Annotated in this window: 14 protein-coding genes and 1 pseudogene; 6 read left to right on the top strand and 9 right to left on the bottom strand. The window is 64.9% G+C overall.

The window, feature by feature from the left end; genetic code table 11:
• The first annotated feature begins 1 nt into the window (after position 1).
• Positions 2-1276, top strand: a complete 1275-nt coding sequence (locus B0G82_RS25795) for an RNA polymerase sigma factor (protein WP_121309489.1) — start codon at positions 2-4, stop codon at positions 1274-1276.
• Between the two features lie 36 nt (positions 1277-1312).
• Here the strand turns inward: B0G82_RS25795 and B0G82_RS25790 are convergent, their stop codons facing one another.
• The 5 genes from B0G82_RS25790 to B0G82_RS25770 form a co-directional block, all read right to left on the bottom strand.
• Positions 1313-2002: a class I SAM-dependent methyltransferase gene (locus B0G82_RS25790; protein WP_121309488.1), complete on the bottom strand. Its 690-nt coding sequence runs from the start codon at positions 2000-2002 to the stop codon at positions 1313-1315.
• A gap of 261 nt (positions 2003-2263) precedes the next feature.
• Positions 2264-2842, bottom strand: a complete 579-nt coding sequence (locus tag B0G82_RS25785) for a DUF4337 domain-containing protein (protein WP_121309487.1) — start codon at positions 2840-2842, stop codon at positions 2264-2266.
• 184 nt (positions 2843-3026) lie between these two features.
• Entirely contained in the window at positions 3027-3191 is a 165-nt protein-coding gene (locus tag B0G82_RS25780) for a DUF1427 family protein (RefSeq protein WP_241974836.1), read from the bottom strand.
• Between the two features lie 67 nt (positions 3192-3258).
• Positions 3259-4224, bottom strand: coding sequence for a zinc-binding alcohol dehydrogenase family protein (locus tag B0G82_RS25775; RefSeq protein ID WP_121309486.1), 966 nt, complete (start codon positions 4222-4224; stop codon positions 3259-3261).
• 289 nt (positions 4225-4513) lie between these two features.
• The gene (locus tag B0G82_RS25770; protein ID WP_121309485.1) at positions 4514-5458 is read right to left on the bottom strand and encodes an AEC family transporter; all 945 of its coding nucleotides are present in this window, start codon (positions 5456-5458) and stop codon (positions 4514-4516) included.
• 75 nt (positions 5459-5533) lie between these two features.
• Between B0G82_RS25770 and B0G82_RS25765 the strand changes: the two are divergent.
• A pseudogene (locus B0G82_RS25765) lies at positions 5534-5836 on the top strand (LysR substrate-binding domain-containing protein); the annotation flags it as partial.
• 9 nt (positions 5837-5845) lie between these two features.
• On the opposite strand, the gene B0G82_RS25760 reads toward B0G82_RS25765, so the two are convergent.
• A complete protein-coding gene (locus tag B0G82_RS25760) occupies positions 5846-6520 on the bottom strand; it encodes a VC0807 family protein (protein WP_121309484.1) in 675 nt (224 codons plus the stop codon).
• Between the two features lie 193 nt (positions 6521-6713).
• On the opposite strand from B0G82_RS25760, the gene B0G82_RS25755 reads away from it, so the two are divergent.
• Positions 6714-7247 carry a GNAT family N-acetyltransferase gene (locus B0G82_RS25755; RefSeq protein WP_121309483.1) on the top strand — a complete coding sequence of 178 codons (534 nt, stop codon included), beginning with the start codon at positions 6714-6716 and terminating at the stop codon, positions 7245-7247.
• 64 nt (positions 7248-7311) lie between these two features.
• Here the strand turns inward: B0G82_RS25755 and B0G82_RS25750 are convergent, their stop codons facing one another.
• Positions 7312-8052, bottom strand: coding sequence for a GNAT family protein (locus tag B0G82_RS25750; protein ID WP_121309482.1), 741 nt, complete (start codon positions 8050-8052; stop codon positions 7312-7314).
• A gap of 132 nt (positions 8053-8184) precedes the next feature.
• On the opposite strand from B0G82_RS25750, the gene B0G82_RS25745 reads away from it, so the two are divergent.
• Both B0G82_RS25745 and B0G82_RS25740 read left to right on the top strand, forming a co-directional pair.
• Complete coding sequence (locus B0G82_RS25745; protein WP_121309481.1) at positions 8185-9708, top strand: PLP-dependent aminotransferase family protein; 1524 nt, start codon at positions 8185-8187, stop codon at positions 9706-9708.
• Positions 9709-9939: 231 nt separating this feature from the next.
• Complete coding sequence (locus tag B0G82_RS25740; RefSeq protein WP_012428912.1) at positions 9940-10272, top strand: hypothetical protein; 333 nt, start codon at positions 9940-9942, stop codon at positions 10270-10272.
• A 59-nt stretch (positions 10273-10331) separates the two neighbouring features.
• On the opposite strand, the gene B0G82_RS25735 is transcribed toward B0G82_RS25740, so the two are convergent.
• On the bottom strand, positions 10332-11135 hold the full coding sequence (locus B0G82_RS25735) for an aminoglycoside phosphotransferase family protein (protein ID WP_121309480.1): 804 nt from the start codon (positions 11133-11135) through the stop codon (positions 10332-10334).
• A 185-nt stretch (positions 11136-11320) separates the two neighbouring features.
• On the opposite strand from B0G82_RS25735, the gene B0G82_RS25730 reads away from it, so the two are divergent.
• Entirely contained in the window at positions 11321-11905 is a 585-nt protein-coding gene (locus B0G82_RS25730) for a flavin reductase family protein (protein WP_116146481.1), read from the top strand.
• Between the two features lie 31 nt (positions 11906-11936).
• On the opposite strand, the gene B0G82_RS25725 is transcribed toward B0G82_RS25730, so the two are convergent.
• Positions 11937-12422 carry a GNAT family N-acetyltransferase gene (locus tag B0G82_RS25725; protein WP_116146479.1) on the bottom strand — a complete coding sequence of 162 codons (486 nt, stop codon included), beginning with the start codon at positions 12420-12422 and terminating at the stop codon, positions 11937-11939.
• Between the last annotated feature and the right edge of the window lie 7 nt (positions 12423-12429).

Raw genomic sequence — 12429 nt, 5'->3', positions numbered from 1 at the left:
CGTGACCACGGCGGCCACTCACCGTGCCATCGAGGCAGTCTGGCGGATCGAGTCCGCCAAGGTCATCGCCCACGTCGCGCGGATCGTGCGCGACGTCGGGCTCGCCGAGGAATTGGCGCAGGACGCGCTGGTGGCCGCGCTCGAACATTGGCCCGACGCGGGCGTGCCCGACAACCCGGGAGCATGGCTGATGGCGACCGCAAAGAACCGTGCGCTCGACCGCTTGCGGCAGGAAGCGCTGCATGCCCGCAAGCGTCAGGAGCTGGGCCACGATCTCGACGCGCTGGAGACGCATCTCGTGCCCGATTTCGTCGATGCCCTCGATGCCGCCCGCGCCGACGATATTGGCGACGACCTGCTGCGGCTCGTGTTCACCGCGTGCCACCCGGTGTTGTCGACCGACGCGCGCGTCGCGCTTACCCTGCGCCTGCTCGGCGGCCTCACCACGGACGAAATCGCGCGCGCGTTTCTGGTGCCGGAGCCGACCGTCGCACAGCGTATCGTGCGGGCCAAGCGCACGCTCTCGGCGGCCAAGGTGCCGTTCGAGGTACCGCAGGCCGACGCGCGGGCGCCGCGGCTCGCCTCGGTGCTACAGGTCATCTATCTGATTTTCAATGAAGGCTATTCGGCCACGGCCGGCGACGACTGGATGCGTCCGGCGCTCTGCGAGGAAGCGCTGCGACTCGGCCGCGTGCTGAGCGGTCTGGTACCCGACGAAAGCGAAGTGCACGGCCTCGTCGCGCTGATGGAGATTCAGGCCTCGCGCACGCATGCGCGCACGGATGCACAAGGGCGCCCGGTGCTGCTGCTCGATCAGGATCGCAGCCGCTGGGATCCGCTGCTGATCCGTCGCGGGCTGGCCGCGCTCAACAGCGCGCATGCGCTAGGCGGCGCGAGCGGCCCGTATGCGCTGCAGGCAGCGCTCGCCGCGTGTCACGCCCGTGCGCGTCGGGCGAGCGATACCGACTGGGTGCAGATTGTCGCGTTGTATGACGCGCTTGCGCAGGTGGCGCCGTCGCCGGTGGTCGAGTTGAACCGCGCGGTGGCGGCCGGCATGGCGTTCGGTCCGGCGGCCGGCCTGGAGATCGTCGATGCGCTGGCAAGCGACGCCGCGCTGGCGAACTATCACTGGCTGCCGAGTGTGCGCGGCGATCTGCTGGCGAAGCTGGGACGTATGGAAGAAGCGCGCGCCGAATTCGAACGCGCCGCCGGAATGACGCGCAATGCGCGCGAGCGCGAGTTGTTGCTCGAACGCGCACACGGTATCGCGCATTGAGCCTTGCCACGTATCGCTGCGATGTACGCCTTCGCGTCAGACGGCGCATGCTCGCAGCAGATAAAACTCACGCGGGTTATGCTCTTGCGGCGGATCGCTGAGCGGTTCGAGGTAGCGGGTAATGCCGATCCGATCGAATCCCGCAGCCAGGCAGGCGGCTTCGAGTGCTACTGCGTCGTGCACGGTGAAACCGTACTCGGCGAAAGGCATTTCGATTGCTGCCTCTGGTGTGATGGCCGCGATGACCAGCGTGCCGTCCACACGTAACACGCGGCGAATTTCCTTGAGGCCGGCCGGCAGGTCCGGCCAGAAATACGTGCAGTTGCTCGTCACCGCTTTGTCAAACGAGGCGGTGGGGAACGGCATGGCAACGACGTCGACGGTTTCGAACCGGACACGGCCGTCGCGCACAAAAGCCGCGTTGCGGCTGCGAGCGGCGGCGATCATGGTCGGCGATATATCGATGCCGGTGAAGCGCAGTCTCTCGGCTTGATCGAGCACGAACGCGATGTGGCCGCCGTTGCCGAGGCCGACTTCGAGCACTCGCTCGTTCGCGTGCAGGTCGAGCAGATCGAATGACGTCATGATGACAGAGTGATTCGATCGCTCCAACATAGCGCCGACGGCTACGCCGATCTTGCCCGCAGGACAGCTGAGCTGCGGCAGAAGAATGCTTTCCTCGAGATCGGCTGTCACCTCGCCTGACGGACCAGTTGTTTCTCTCACCGCGGGACCTCCATGACAGGTCGCGCCGCTTGCAATGTTCGCCGCAGGCGCGCGTATGGTACGTCCTCCTCAATTTATGTCATGAAGCCACGCCGTGGGTATCTCTTTAAAACCCATGCGCGACGCAACGAAGTCCGGGCCGGGAATCACCACGCCGGCCGCCTATACAGAAAAAACGCCTGGAACCGCGGATCCATCAACCACGCTGTACGCCTTCATTCACGCAGCGCGGCGCACTATCGCCGCACGGCGCTTCACCCATCAAGCCGAGAATAGCGCCAACGCGCCGGTGATCACGCCCGCGCCCGCCACCACGAACGAGAGATTGCGCAGCCATTTCTTGCGCGTCAGCAAAGTGATCGCGCACAGGGCGATCGCCACCTGAATCAGCGTGGTGGCTTGTGCCCAGCGATGATGGCCGTGCAGCAACGCTTCGCTGTGCGTGTCGTTATCGGCGACTTCCTTTTCGAGCGCTTCGGCCTTCGCGCGGATCGGCTCTTTCTGTTGCTTGTATTTGTCGACGTCGGCGAGGAATTTCGCATGCGCGTCCGTGTTGCCGGTGGACAGCGCCGCGCCGAGGTCGGCGAGATTTTCCTTCTCGCCCTTCGCCTGGTAGTAGTTCCACTGGTTCGACGCTTCGGTCTTTTTGATCGCGGCTTCGTTCTTGTAGTACAGCGCGAGATTTTCGCTGTTGCCGCTCTGGTACGCGCACAGCGCGCCGATCGTCGCAAGAATGGCGGTGATCACGGCCATGCGGCTCGCAAACGGATCCGCGTCGTGATGACCGGTATGTTCCACGGCATGGTCGTGCGGACCATGCACTTCATATTCTTCAGGCATCTGATTCTCCGAGGCAAAGCTTTTCCTGTCATCTGCGGGCGACGTACGGCCCCGTCGGGCTCAATCTTAGCGTGTGACGACGGGCGGCGGAAAAGGTGCCTTTGAGTAGCGCGGCCGCGTCGGCGTTTTATTCGACGACTCCGCGCGATTCAGTCCGAGAGAAGCGCGCCGGCAAAGATGCGTGTCAATGCATGCTCGACGCCAGCCAGGTCCACATCAACGGAATCATATGTTCGCCGCCTGGCATGCCGGGCACCCCAACCCGCGCGATGGTCGGCGGCGCGGGCGACTTCGCGTCCATCACGCTGTAGAGGCGGCCGACCAGCACGTCGGCCGCCAGCGAGATCAAATGCGCTTTCGTGACTGTCGTATCCAGATGAGAGGCGGGTCGCCACGCCCGCCGGCCGCAATGGCGATCACATTGTGATGACAACCCGGCCGCGCGTGCCGGCGGCCACGGCCTCGTAGGCTTCGCGAGCGCGTTCGAGCGGGAAGGTCTGCGCGATGGCCGGCCCGGTCAGCTTGCCGGCTTCGAAACCCTCGACGAGCGCCGTCATCAACGGAGCCGATTCCGCGACGCCGAGCTTCGCGCTGTCCACGCCCAGCAATTGCGTCTCGTTGTGATAGAAGTCGATCAGATCGAATTCGACGCGGCGCTTGCCCGTGCCGCTGATTTCGAGCACGCGGCCACGACGTTTGACGAGGCTCAACGCGGTCTCGAACGCCACACCGCCGACTGTGTCGTACACCACGTTCGCACCCGCGCCGTCGGTGCGCGCTCTCAAGCGGTCCGTGACGTTCTCATCGAACGGCACGTAGTCGTCGATCAGGCGGCCCGCCGGCGTGTCCGCGTCGAGCGGATGACGGTCGACGGCGATCACGCGGGCGCCGCGCGCCTTGGCGATCTGCACCACCGCGCCGCCCACGCCGCCACCCGCGCCGATCACAGCGATAGTTTCGCCCGCTTGCAGGCGCGCGTACTCGACCGTGCCGAGCCAGGCGACCACGAAGTTCACGCCGATCGCGGAGGCTTCGGCATGGTTCAGCGTTTTGGGTTTGCGTGCGAGTGCCGCGAGCGGCACCTTGATGAACTCGGCGTGAGTGCCATCGCGCGTGAAGCCGATGTCGCCGCCGGTGCCCCACACTTCAGCGCCGCGCCAGGCCTGCGGGCCGCCCACCACCACGCCGCTAAAGTCGCGGCCCGGCGTGCGCGGCAGCACCGTGTGTTCGAAATGCCCGGAGACGTTCTTGACGTCGCTCGGATTCACGGATGCCGCCTTGATCTGCACGACGACGTTGTTGGCATCGGCTTGCGGGGTCGGCAGATCGATGTGGTCGAGTACTTCAGGGCCGCCAAAAGATTTGAACTGGATGGCTTTCATCGTATGTCGCTCCAATTGGATTCCGGGCTGCGTTGCACAGTAGATTAAACGTTAGTCTGGGTGACCGGCACTCAGGCGTTGAGACAAAGACTGTAGAAAATCGGAGCGCATATCGCGGCGCGAGCGAACGAACGGGCGGGCGGCCTTCGGGCACGGCGGCTCGGTTCAGGCTTCGCGCATTGCCAGCGAAGGTTGCAGATCGGGGCCATTCGTTCGCGAAGCATAGCGCGAGGCGCGGGTCTGTGCAGCTTGCGTGCCGGTCGGCCGTTCGGGATTCGCCTGGCTGCGCTCAGGTGCGATGGCCCATCAACAACAGCAGCAGCGAGAGGGTCACGATCGAGCCCACGGTCGACAGCAAGATTGTTTGCGAGGTGATGTGCGCTTCACGTTCGTAGAACTCGGCGAGCATGAATGGGCCGGTGCCGGTGGGCAACGCGGCGAGGATGACCGCCATTTCGACCAGCGTGGACGAGAGTCCGAACACGCGCGCCGCCAGCCACCAGGTCAGCGCCGGCTGCACGAGCAGCTTGACGCCCGTCAGCAGCCAGGAGATGCCTCGTGCGCCGGCGTCGGATGGGCGCTTTTCGGCGAGGAACAGGCCGAGGCTCACCAGCGCGCATGGACTCGCCGCGCCGCCCAGCAGTTTCAGGAAGGTCTCCGCGCTGGCCGGCAACGCGACATGGAGGCTGGCAAACAGCACCCCCGCAATCGGCGACACGATCAGCGGATTGCGCGCGAGAGAGCGCAGCACTTTCAAACCCAGCTTATGCGGCGTGCGCTCGGTCTGCAGACCCACTTCGATCAGCACGATTGCCACCGCGAACAGCACGCAGGCGACGAGGATCGTGGCGATCGTGGTCGGCGTCAGGCTCGCCGGGCCGAACGCGATCATGCCGAGCGGGAAGCCGATGTAGCCGGTATTCGGATAGGAAGCCGCGATCGCATCGACGCTCGCATCGGCGAGATGCCGGCCGGTCATCAACCGCATCGCCAGAATCAACACGAACACGCTGACGCACGCAATCGAAAATGTGGCGACGAACGCAGGTTGATAGAGCTGCTGCCACGTGGCGTGCGCCATGATGTCGAACAGCAGCGCCGGCAGCGCCAGCCAGACCACGAAGCGGTTCAGCTCCGACGCCGAGTTGGGTCCGAGCACGTTGCGCCGGCGGCAGGCGAAACCCGCGAAAATCAGGCCGAAGACGGGAAGCAGGATTTCGAGGGTGGCTAACATCGACGCGCAAAGGTGGGGGAGGAATGGCGATTCGCCAGCGTAGTGGTTAGCGGCGATACAATCAAATCCTGTTTTCATCCGCGGGCTCGCGCGCGGCGTCTGACGATCGCGCAACTGGCCGGTGAGCCGTTCGTGCTCGCGTCCGAAGAAGTCGCGCCGACATTGCGCGCGACGATGCTCGAGCATTGCCGGTCGGGCGGCTTCGAACCCGACATACGTTTAGAAGTGCAATTGCAACAGACGGTGCTGAGTCTGGTCGACGAAGGGGCAGGCGTGGTGTTCCGGCCGCTGGTCGATGCGCCGCTGATCGAGCAGGTGTCGGCGTGGCCGCCGGCGAATCGCAATCCGTGTCTGGCGCGCTTTCTCGAACTGGCGTGAGAGCCGGGCTTATGAACTGGCCAGGTGGTTCGTCTTTGCGGGGTCCACGGTGTCGTCCGGATAACGCAGCGCATCTCGCTTGATGAGCCGGCGGCACCAGAAGGTCCAGGCCGTCAGACCGGCATAGACGCCGTACCTCAGCACGTTGGAGGCGATGACCGAGCGCGGATCGTCGGGCCATTGCCAGACGATCAGACTGCGCAAGATATTCTCGCCCGTCATGCCGATGCCCCAAACGAGCGTCATCAGGCGGATGTACGCGGCGAGCGAGGGACGTTCGCGCCAATGTCTTTCGAAGCTCTCGACGCTGCGATGATCCTCACGCGACATGGTCGAGCGGGCGAGGTAAAACACCAGCGGCTTGGGCAGCGCGAGCGACAGCAGGAACGACACGCCGATCATGCCGGAGACCATCGGATCTGCGATCTCGCGCATTCGCTGATTGCCGCCAAAGCCGATGCTGAGTGCGAGCAGCGAGAGCACGATGCCGATCAGCACTTGCGCGCTGAGCGCGTCGAAATGGTGATAGCGCAAAAGGTCCCAGCTCATCCACGCAATCAGCGGCAGCGCCGACGCGGCCAGCGCGCCAAGCTGGCCCCAGTGCGGGAATGCGAGCCGGTAGGCGAGCATGGGCAAGGCGACGTTCACGATCAGCGCGGTGAGGTAGCGCAGGCGGAGTTTCATCGACGGTGCGGTGGTGAGCGTGGCAAGGATTTACGGCATACCCGGCGAGTGTAGGGCGAAGTCTGTTCGCATGCCATAGCTTTGCGGCCTGCGCGCGTGGCGGGATTTTTTACACGTCCCTGGCGTGCAAAAAATCTGCGATCATCGAGCCGCTGATTGCCGAGCCACCCCATCCACTATCCGCTCCTACGCAATGTCGCTTGCTCCCACGCTCCTCACCACCCCCCGCCTCATCCTGCGACCCCACACGCGCGACGATTTCCTCGAAAGTTACGCGATGTGGTCCGATCCCGAAGTGATCCGCTATATCGGCGGCAAGCCCTTTACACGCGAAGAAGTCTGGGCGCGTCTGCTGCGCTACGCCGGACATTGGGCGATGCTGAACTATGGCTATTGGGTCGTGCGGGAGAAGGAGAGCGGCCGGTTTCTCGGCGAAGTCGGCTTTGCCGACTACCATCGCGAGATCGAGCCGTCATTGATGGTGCCCGAAGTCGGCTGGGCGCTGGACCCGGCCGTGCATGGCCGCGGCTACGCGACCGAAGCCGTGCGCGCCGCGCTCGAGTGGGCCGACCAGCAGTGGCCGGATGGCGAAACAGCCTGCATCGTCGCGCCGGAGAATCTGCCGTCGCTGCGCGTTGCCCATAAGTGCGGGTATCGTGAGCAACTTCGCACCACGTACAAAGGCAAGCCGACCATCGTGCTGCGTCGGCCGGCCCAAACAGTTTGAGCCGGCGCGCTGCGGTTGCCGACCACCTCAAGAGCGTTGTATGCCGGCCGGCTCGACAATCGGCTCACTGCGCGTCGGGGCTCGCCGCCGCCCTCTGCCGTGCGATCAGATCCACCAGCCGTTCGACCTGCTGCCCTTGCGCATCGAAATTGCCGGCATCGAGCCATCGCGTATAACTCGGACGCAGCGCGGGCCATTCACTGTTGATGATCGAAAACCACGCAGTATCGCGATTGCGTTCGCGATACACGATCGCCTGGCGGAAGATCCCCTCGAACGTGAAGCCGTAGCGCAACGCCGCCGTGCGCGACGGCTCGTTCAACGAATCGCACTTCCATTCGAAGCGCCGATAGCCGAGTTTGTCGAACACCTGCGTCATCAGCAGAAACATCGCTTCGGTGGCGACGCGCGTGCGCTTCAGGCGCGGCGAATACGTGACGTGGCCGACTTCGATCACGCCGTTGGCGCGGTCGATCCGCATCAGCGCCAGCGTGCCAACCGCCTTGCCGGTCGCCAGGTCGATCACCGTGTGGTGCAGCGGATCGGCGGACGCGGCGGCGCGCGTCAGATGCTCGCGATAAGCGGCGAGGCTCTCGAACGGACCGACGCTCAGATAGGTCCAGTCGCGGCCGTCTGTGGCCGAGCTGTACGCATCGTAGAGGTCCGCGGCGTGACGTTCCACGTCCACCGGTTCGATCCGGCAATATCGGCCGGCCAGCGGCTCGCGGCCAGGAGCCTGGGCGCCGTTCCAACCCGGCACGGGGGCGCCGATCGGCTGGTCGAATGCGTTGCGTCTGGATTCCATATCGTTGATCCCATGCAGGAAGGTTGAAGGTTGCTGTCGGTTACGAATGATCGTCGATGATGAGAGAACGATACGGCAAACGTGGTATGTTAAAAAGATCCAGGTCAACGTCATTTGATAGGTCCAGCCGCGATGATCGAGATCATTGGCCCGCTTACCAGTCCGGCTGCGTCGGTGGCCGCCGGTGGCCGCGCAAGGCCCGAGCCGCTGCAAAAACAATTGCTCGAGCGCCTGCAGCAAGCGATTCTCGCGGGCCGTCTGCCGGCGGGATCGCTGCTGCCGTCATCGCGCCTGCTCGCAGCGGAAATGGGCGTGTCGCGCAACACGGTGGTGATCGCGTACGAGCATCTGGCCGCAGTGGGTTATGTGGTCGCCGACAAGAAGGGCACGCGCGTGAGCCCGCTCTCCAGCCCGTCCGCACGCGGTGAGCCGCCCTCGCAGCCGGCCGCGCGGGATGTGGCCTACGCGGCCCGCGTCGGGCAGTTCGCGGCCACACGCACCCACGCCGACAACACCTTGCCTCTGACACCCGGCACGCCCGCCCTGGACCGTTTCCCGTTGGCCGCGTGGCGGCGCGCGCTCGAACGCTCCATGGAGCGCGCGTTGCCCCTCGCGCTCGGCTACGGGACGCCTGCTGGCGAGCCGGCGTTGCGCGACGCCATCGCCGCACATTTGCGCATGGCGCGCGGCGTGCGCTGCGAAGGCTCGCAGGTGGTGATCACGGAGGGCGCGCAGGAGGCGCTGAACCTGTGCGTGCGTCTTTTCACCAATCCGGGCGATGTCGCGTGGGTCGAGGACCCCGGCTATCGCGGCGCGAAGGCCGCGTTCAATCTGGGCGACCTGACCACTCGGCCGATACCCGTCGACGCGGAAGGCATGGCGGTGCCATCCGACGCATGGCGCACGCAGCCGCCGAAGCTGATCTACACGTCGCCTGCGCATCAATATCCGACCGGCTCGGTGCTGTCCGTGGCGCGTCGTCTGGAGCTGATCGCCCAGGCGCGCCGCAGCGGCGCGTGGCTGATCGAAGACGATTACGACGGCGAGTTCCGCCACACCGGCGAGCCGATCGCCAGCATGCAAGGGCTGGTCGAGGACGCGCCCGTGCTGTACGTCGGCTCGTTCAGCAAAACGATGTTCCCCGCGCTGCGCATCGGCTTCGTGGTGCTGCCGCGCCCGATCGCCGTGCACACCGCCATCGCCGTGCAGGAGATGCTGCGCGGCGGGCATCGGCTCGAACAACTAGCGCTCGCGCATTTCATCGAAAGCGGCGAGTTCGGGCGGCATCTCGGGCGCATGCGGCGTCTGTACCGCGAGCGGCAGCAGGCGTTGCGCGACGCGCTGACCACACATTTCGCGCCGTCGCAGATTCTCGGCGGCAATTGCGGCATGCATCTGACGCTGCGCTTGCCGCCGCGCATCGACGATCGGACGCTCGCCGAACGTGCGCTCGCCCAAGGGCTCAATCCGCGCGCGCTGTCCGGTTTCGCGTTACAGCCGCGCGCCGAAACGAATGGGCTCGTGATCGGTTACGGCAGTACGCCGGCCGAACGACTGGCGCCCGCAATCCGTGTGCTAGCCGGGCTCGCGGCCGAGTTGGACGGCAAGCCGAAGCGTCGTCCGGCAGCCGCGTCCGCCGCGAAGACGCGCGCGTAACTTTTTGGGTTTGTCCGCGTGGCCCATGTCGCGCTATCGTGTCGGTTATGCGCGGCGATTTCGGAATGTGCGACATCGACGAATCGCCCGCAGCTCATGCCGCCCACGCCGCACCGCAACATCGCGTGACATGCGGTGCTGCAAGCGCGCTTGCCGGGCCGTCGCCTGGCGCCGGCATGAAAAAAGCCTTTGTTGTGGTTATCTATGATGATCTATCCGACCGGAGACGACATGAAGGAAATCGAACCGACCCCGTGGTTTGAGCTTGAGGCCCACACGCCCGTCCGTGAAGGCTGGTATGAGGTGCAGTTGACGAGCGGGGACACGGCCTTTGCGAAGTTTGGCGATGGCGTATGGACCGAGAAACCGTTGCTCGTGTTCACCCACTGGCGCGGCTTGTCCGCCGATCCATCGACAGCCGGCGAAGGCGAAGCCGAATCGATCGCCGCCGAGGCCACTGCGGCCCAAGGCGTGCGCGCCGCCTGGAACGCGTTCTTCCCGGGGCTTGGCGAGGAACAGCACAAGCCACTGGACGCCGTGCCCAACGGTAAAGCGCCGCACTGATGCACGCCGGGCGGCGGCTTACGAGTTGCCGCCCTGATTTGCCCGACGTTACTTGCGCTTTAGCGCTTGAGCGCCTCGGCAGCCAGCCTGCCGATCTCCATATCGATGTCGGGCGCCTGGCCCGTCTCAAGAATCCACGCCGCGGACAAACCGGACCACGCCAGTATCCACTGCAGCAGACGGCGCCGATCGAGTCCAGCTATTCGCGTGACCCGTTCGACGCGACGCTCGAACCATCCCGGTCGCAACGCCGACGCCTCGTCGGGATTGCAGAAAATGTTTGCGTAGTCGAACCCGCGTTCGCCGTAGAGACCTTTCGGGTCGATCGCCAGCCAGCCGCGCAGGCCGAAATCGAGCACGTTGCCGTGATGGATGTCGCCGTGCAACACCACCGGATCTTGCGGCGCGGCGAGCAGAGCTTGCGCGACGGTGGCGCTGTCCTGCAACCAGCCGCCGTATTTTTGCGCGGCCGGCCACAGGCTTGCGAACCAGCGCGGTAAATCGATCAATTCGGGCAGTGGTTTGTTTCGCGGCGCGTGGAGCCGCGCGGCGGTGGCGCAGAGAATGCCGGTGGCTTGGTCGTCGGAGTCGCTATCGCCAGAGCGTGCCAGGTCCGCCAGCGCGTGATTGCTTTGCGCGCGCTCGAGCAGCAGGGCGTCGGCATCGTGCGCGAGCACGCGGGCCGCGCCTTCGCCGTCCCACCACACCATCAACCGCGCGCCGAATTTCTCTTCGGGTTCCTGCGCGACTTTCAGCATCGCGGGAATGCCGTGATGGCGCACCGGCAGCAGCCGGCTGCTGTGTGTGCGAATCGGCGCGCCGTCCTGCTGCAAATCCCATTTGACGATGTATTCAGTGAACATTCGAGCTTCAGTTCGCGAGCGCGGCGACGTTGCTGTCAGCGGCATGTAGGCAGGCGATGTGCACGGCTCCTCCAGCGGATGACACGGTCTTGCATTCTCGCCTGGATCGGCCCGACATGGCGTGCGCGGCGCGTCCCGAGTCCCGACGCTACAATCGCTCCCATTCATTTGATGCGGGATCACGTATGAAAATAACCCGAGAACCCGTGGCCTTGCCGCGGGCCACGCAACTGCTGAATCATGGGCCGGTCACGATCATCACCAGCGCGCACGGCGGCCGCTCGAACGTAATGGCGGCATCGTGGGCGATGCCGCTCGACTTCAACCCGCCGAAGGTCGTGGTGGTAGTGGATAGCCGCACGCTCACGCGACAACTGATCGAGGCAAGCGGCGTATTCGGACTGCAGCTGCCGAGCCGTGGATTCGCCGCGCAAACGCTGGCAGTGGGTACGAACGCGGGCACGGAACTCGACAAGTTCTCCGCCTTCGACCTGGAGACGTTCCCCGCGCAACAGATCGACGTGCCCATGCTCGCGGGTTGCATCACCTGGATGGAGTGCAAGGTCATTCCGGACGATAGCCAGCGCCACGATCTGATCATCGGCGAAGTGGTCGCGGCGTATGCGGATAGCCGCGTCTATTCGAACAACCGCTGGCATTTCGGCGACGATCCCGATCTGCGCACCTGTCACTACGTGGCCGGCGGAACGTTCTTTGCCACGGGCGATGCGTTCGAGGTAGACGCCGTAGCGAATGGCACGGCGGACTGAGTGCCGGCGGGCGCGCGAATACGCGCACCACTCACGCGTCGCCCTCGGCAAACTTCTTCAGCGCGTCTCCAGCTAACCGATACCGTACCCATTCGCTTTGCGCGCTCGCGCCGATCGATTCGTAAAAGCCGATGGCCGGCTCGTTCCAGTCGAGCACGCTCCATTCGAAGCGGCCGCAACCGGTGTCGCAGGCAATGCGCGCGAGGTGGCGCAGCATCTGTTTGCCCGCGCCGCTGCCGCGCGATGCCGGCGACACGTACAGGTCTTCCAGATAAAGCCCCTGCTTGCCGAGCCAGGTGGAATACGAAAAAAAGTAGACGCAAAAGCCGATGGGCTCGCCGTTCATCTCGCAGATCAGCGCCTTCGCGCTGGAAGCGGCGGAAAACAGGCTCGCTTCGATGTCGTCGACGGTTGCGACGACTTCGTGCTCCGCTTTTTCGTACACAGCGAGTTCGGTGATGAAGCGAAGAATCAACGCTGCGTCGGCGGAGCGAGCGGGACGGATATGGATAGTCAAGGTCAGA

It is taken from the genome of Paraburkholderia sp. BL17N1 (assembly GCF_003634175.1).
Lineage (GTDB): Bacteria > Pseudomonadota > Gammaproteobacteria > Burkholderiales > Burkholderiaceae > Paraburkholderia.
This window is presented reverse-complemented; position numbering and strand designations above follow the sequence as displayed.

Coding starts and splice junctions, on each gene's coding strand:
- B0G82_RS25785 (WP_121309487.1), bottom strand. CDS start 2,842: ATGCCTGAAGAATATGAAGTGCATGGTCCGCACGACCATGCCGTGGAA.
- B0G82_RS25775 (WP_121309486.1), bottom strand. CDS start 4,224: ATGAAAGCCATCCAGTTCAAATCTTTTGGCGGCCCTGAAGTACTCGAC.
- B0G82_RS25770 (WP_121309485.1), bottom strand. CDS start 5,458: ATGTTAGCCACCCTCGAAATCCTGCTTCCCGTCTTCGGCCTGATTTTC.
- B0G82_RS25760 (WP_121309484.1), bottom strand. CDS start 6,520: ATGAAACTCCGCCTGCGCTACCTCACCGCGCTGATCGTGAACGTCGCC.
- B0G82_RS25755 (WP_121309483.1), top strand. CDS start 6,714: ATGTCGCTTGCTCCCACGCTCCTCACCACCCCCCGCCTCATCCTGCGA.
- B0G82_RS25750 (WP_121309482.1), bottom strand. CDS start 8,052: ATGGAATCCAGACGCAACGCATTCGACCAGCCGATCGGCGCCCCCGTG.
- B0G82_RS25745 (WP_121309481.1), top strand. CDS start 8,185: ATGATCGAGATCATTGGCCCGCTTACCAGTCCGGCTGCGTCGGTGGCC.
- B0G82_RS25740 (WP_012428912.1), top strand. CDS start 9,940: ATGAAGGAAATCGAACCGACCCCGTGGTTTGAGCTTGAGGCCCACACG.
- B0G82_RS25735 (WP_121309480.1), bottom strand. CDS start 11,135: ATGTTCACTGAATACATCGTCAAATGGGATTTGCAGCAGGACGGCGCG.
- B0G82_RS25730 (WP_116146481.1), top strand. CDS start 11,321: ATGAAAATAACCCGAGAACCCGTGGCCTTGCCGCGGGCCACGCAACTG.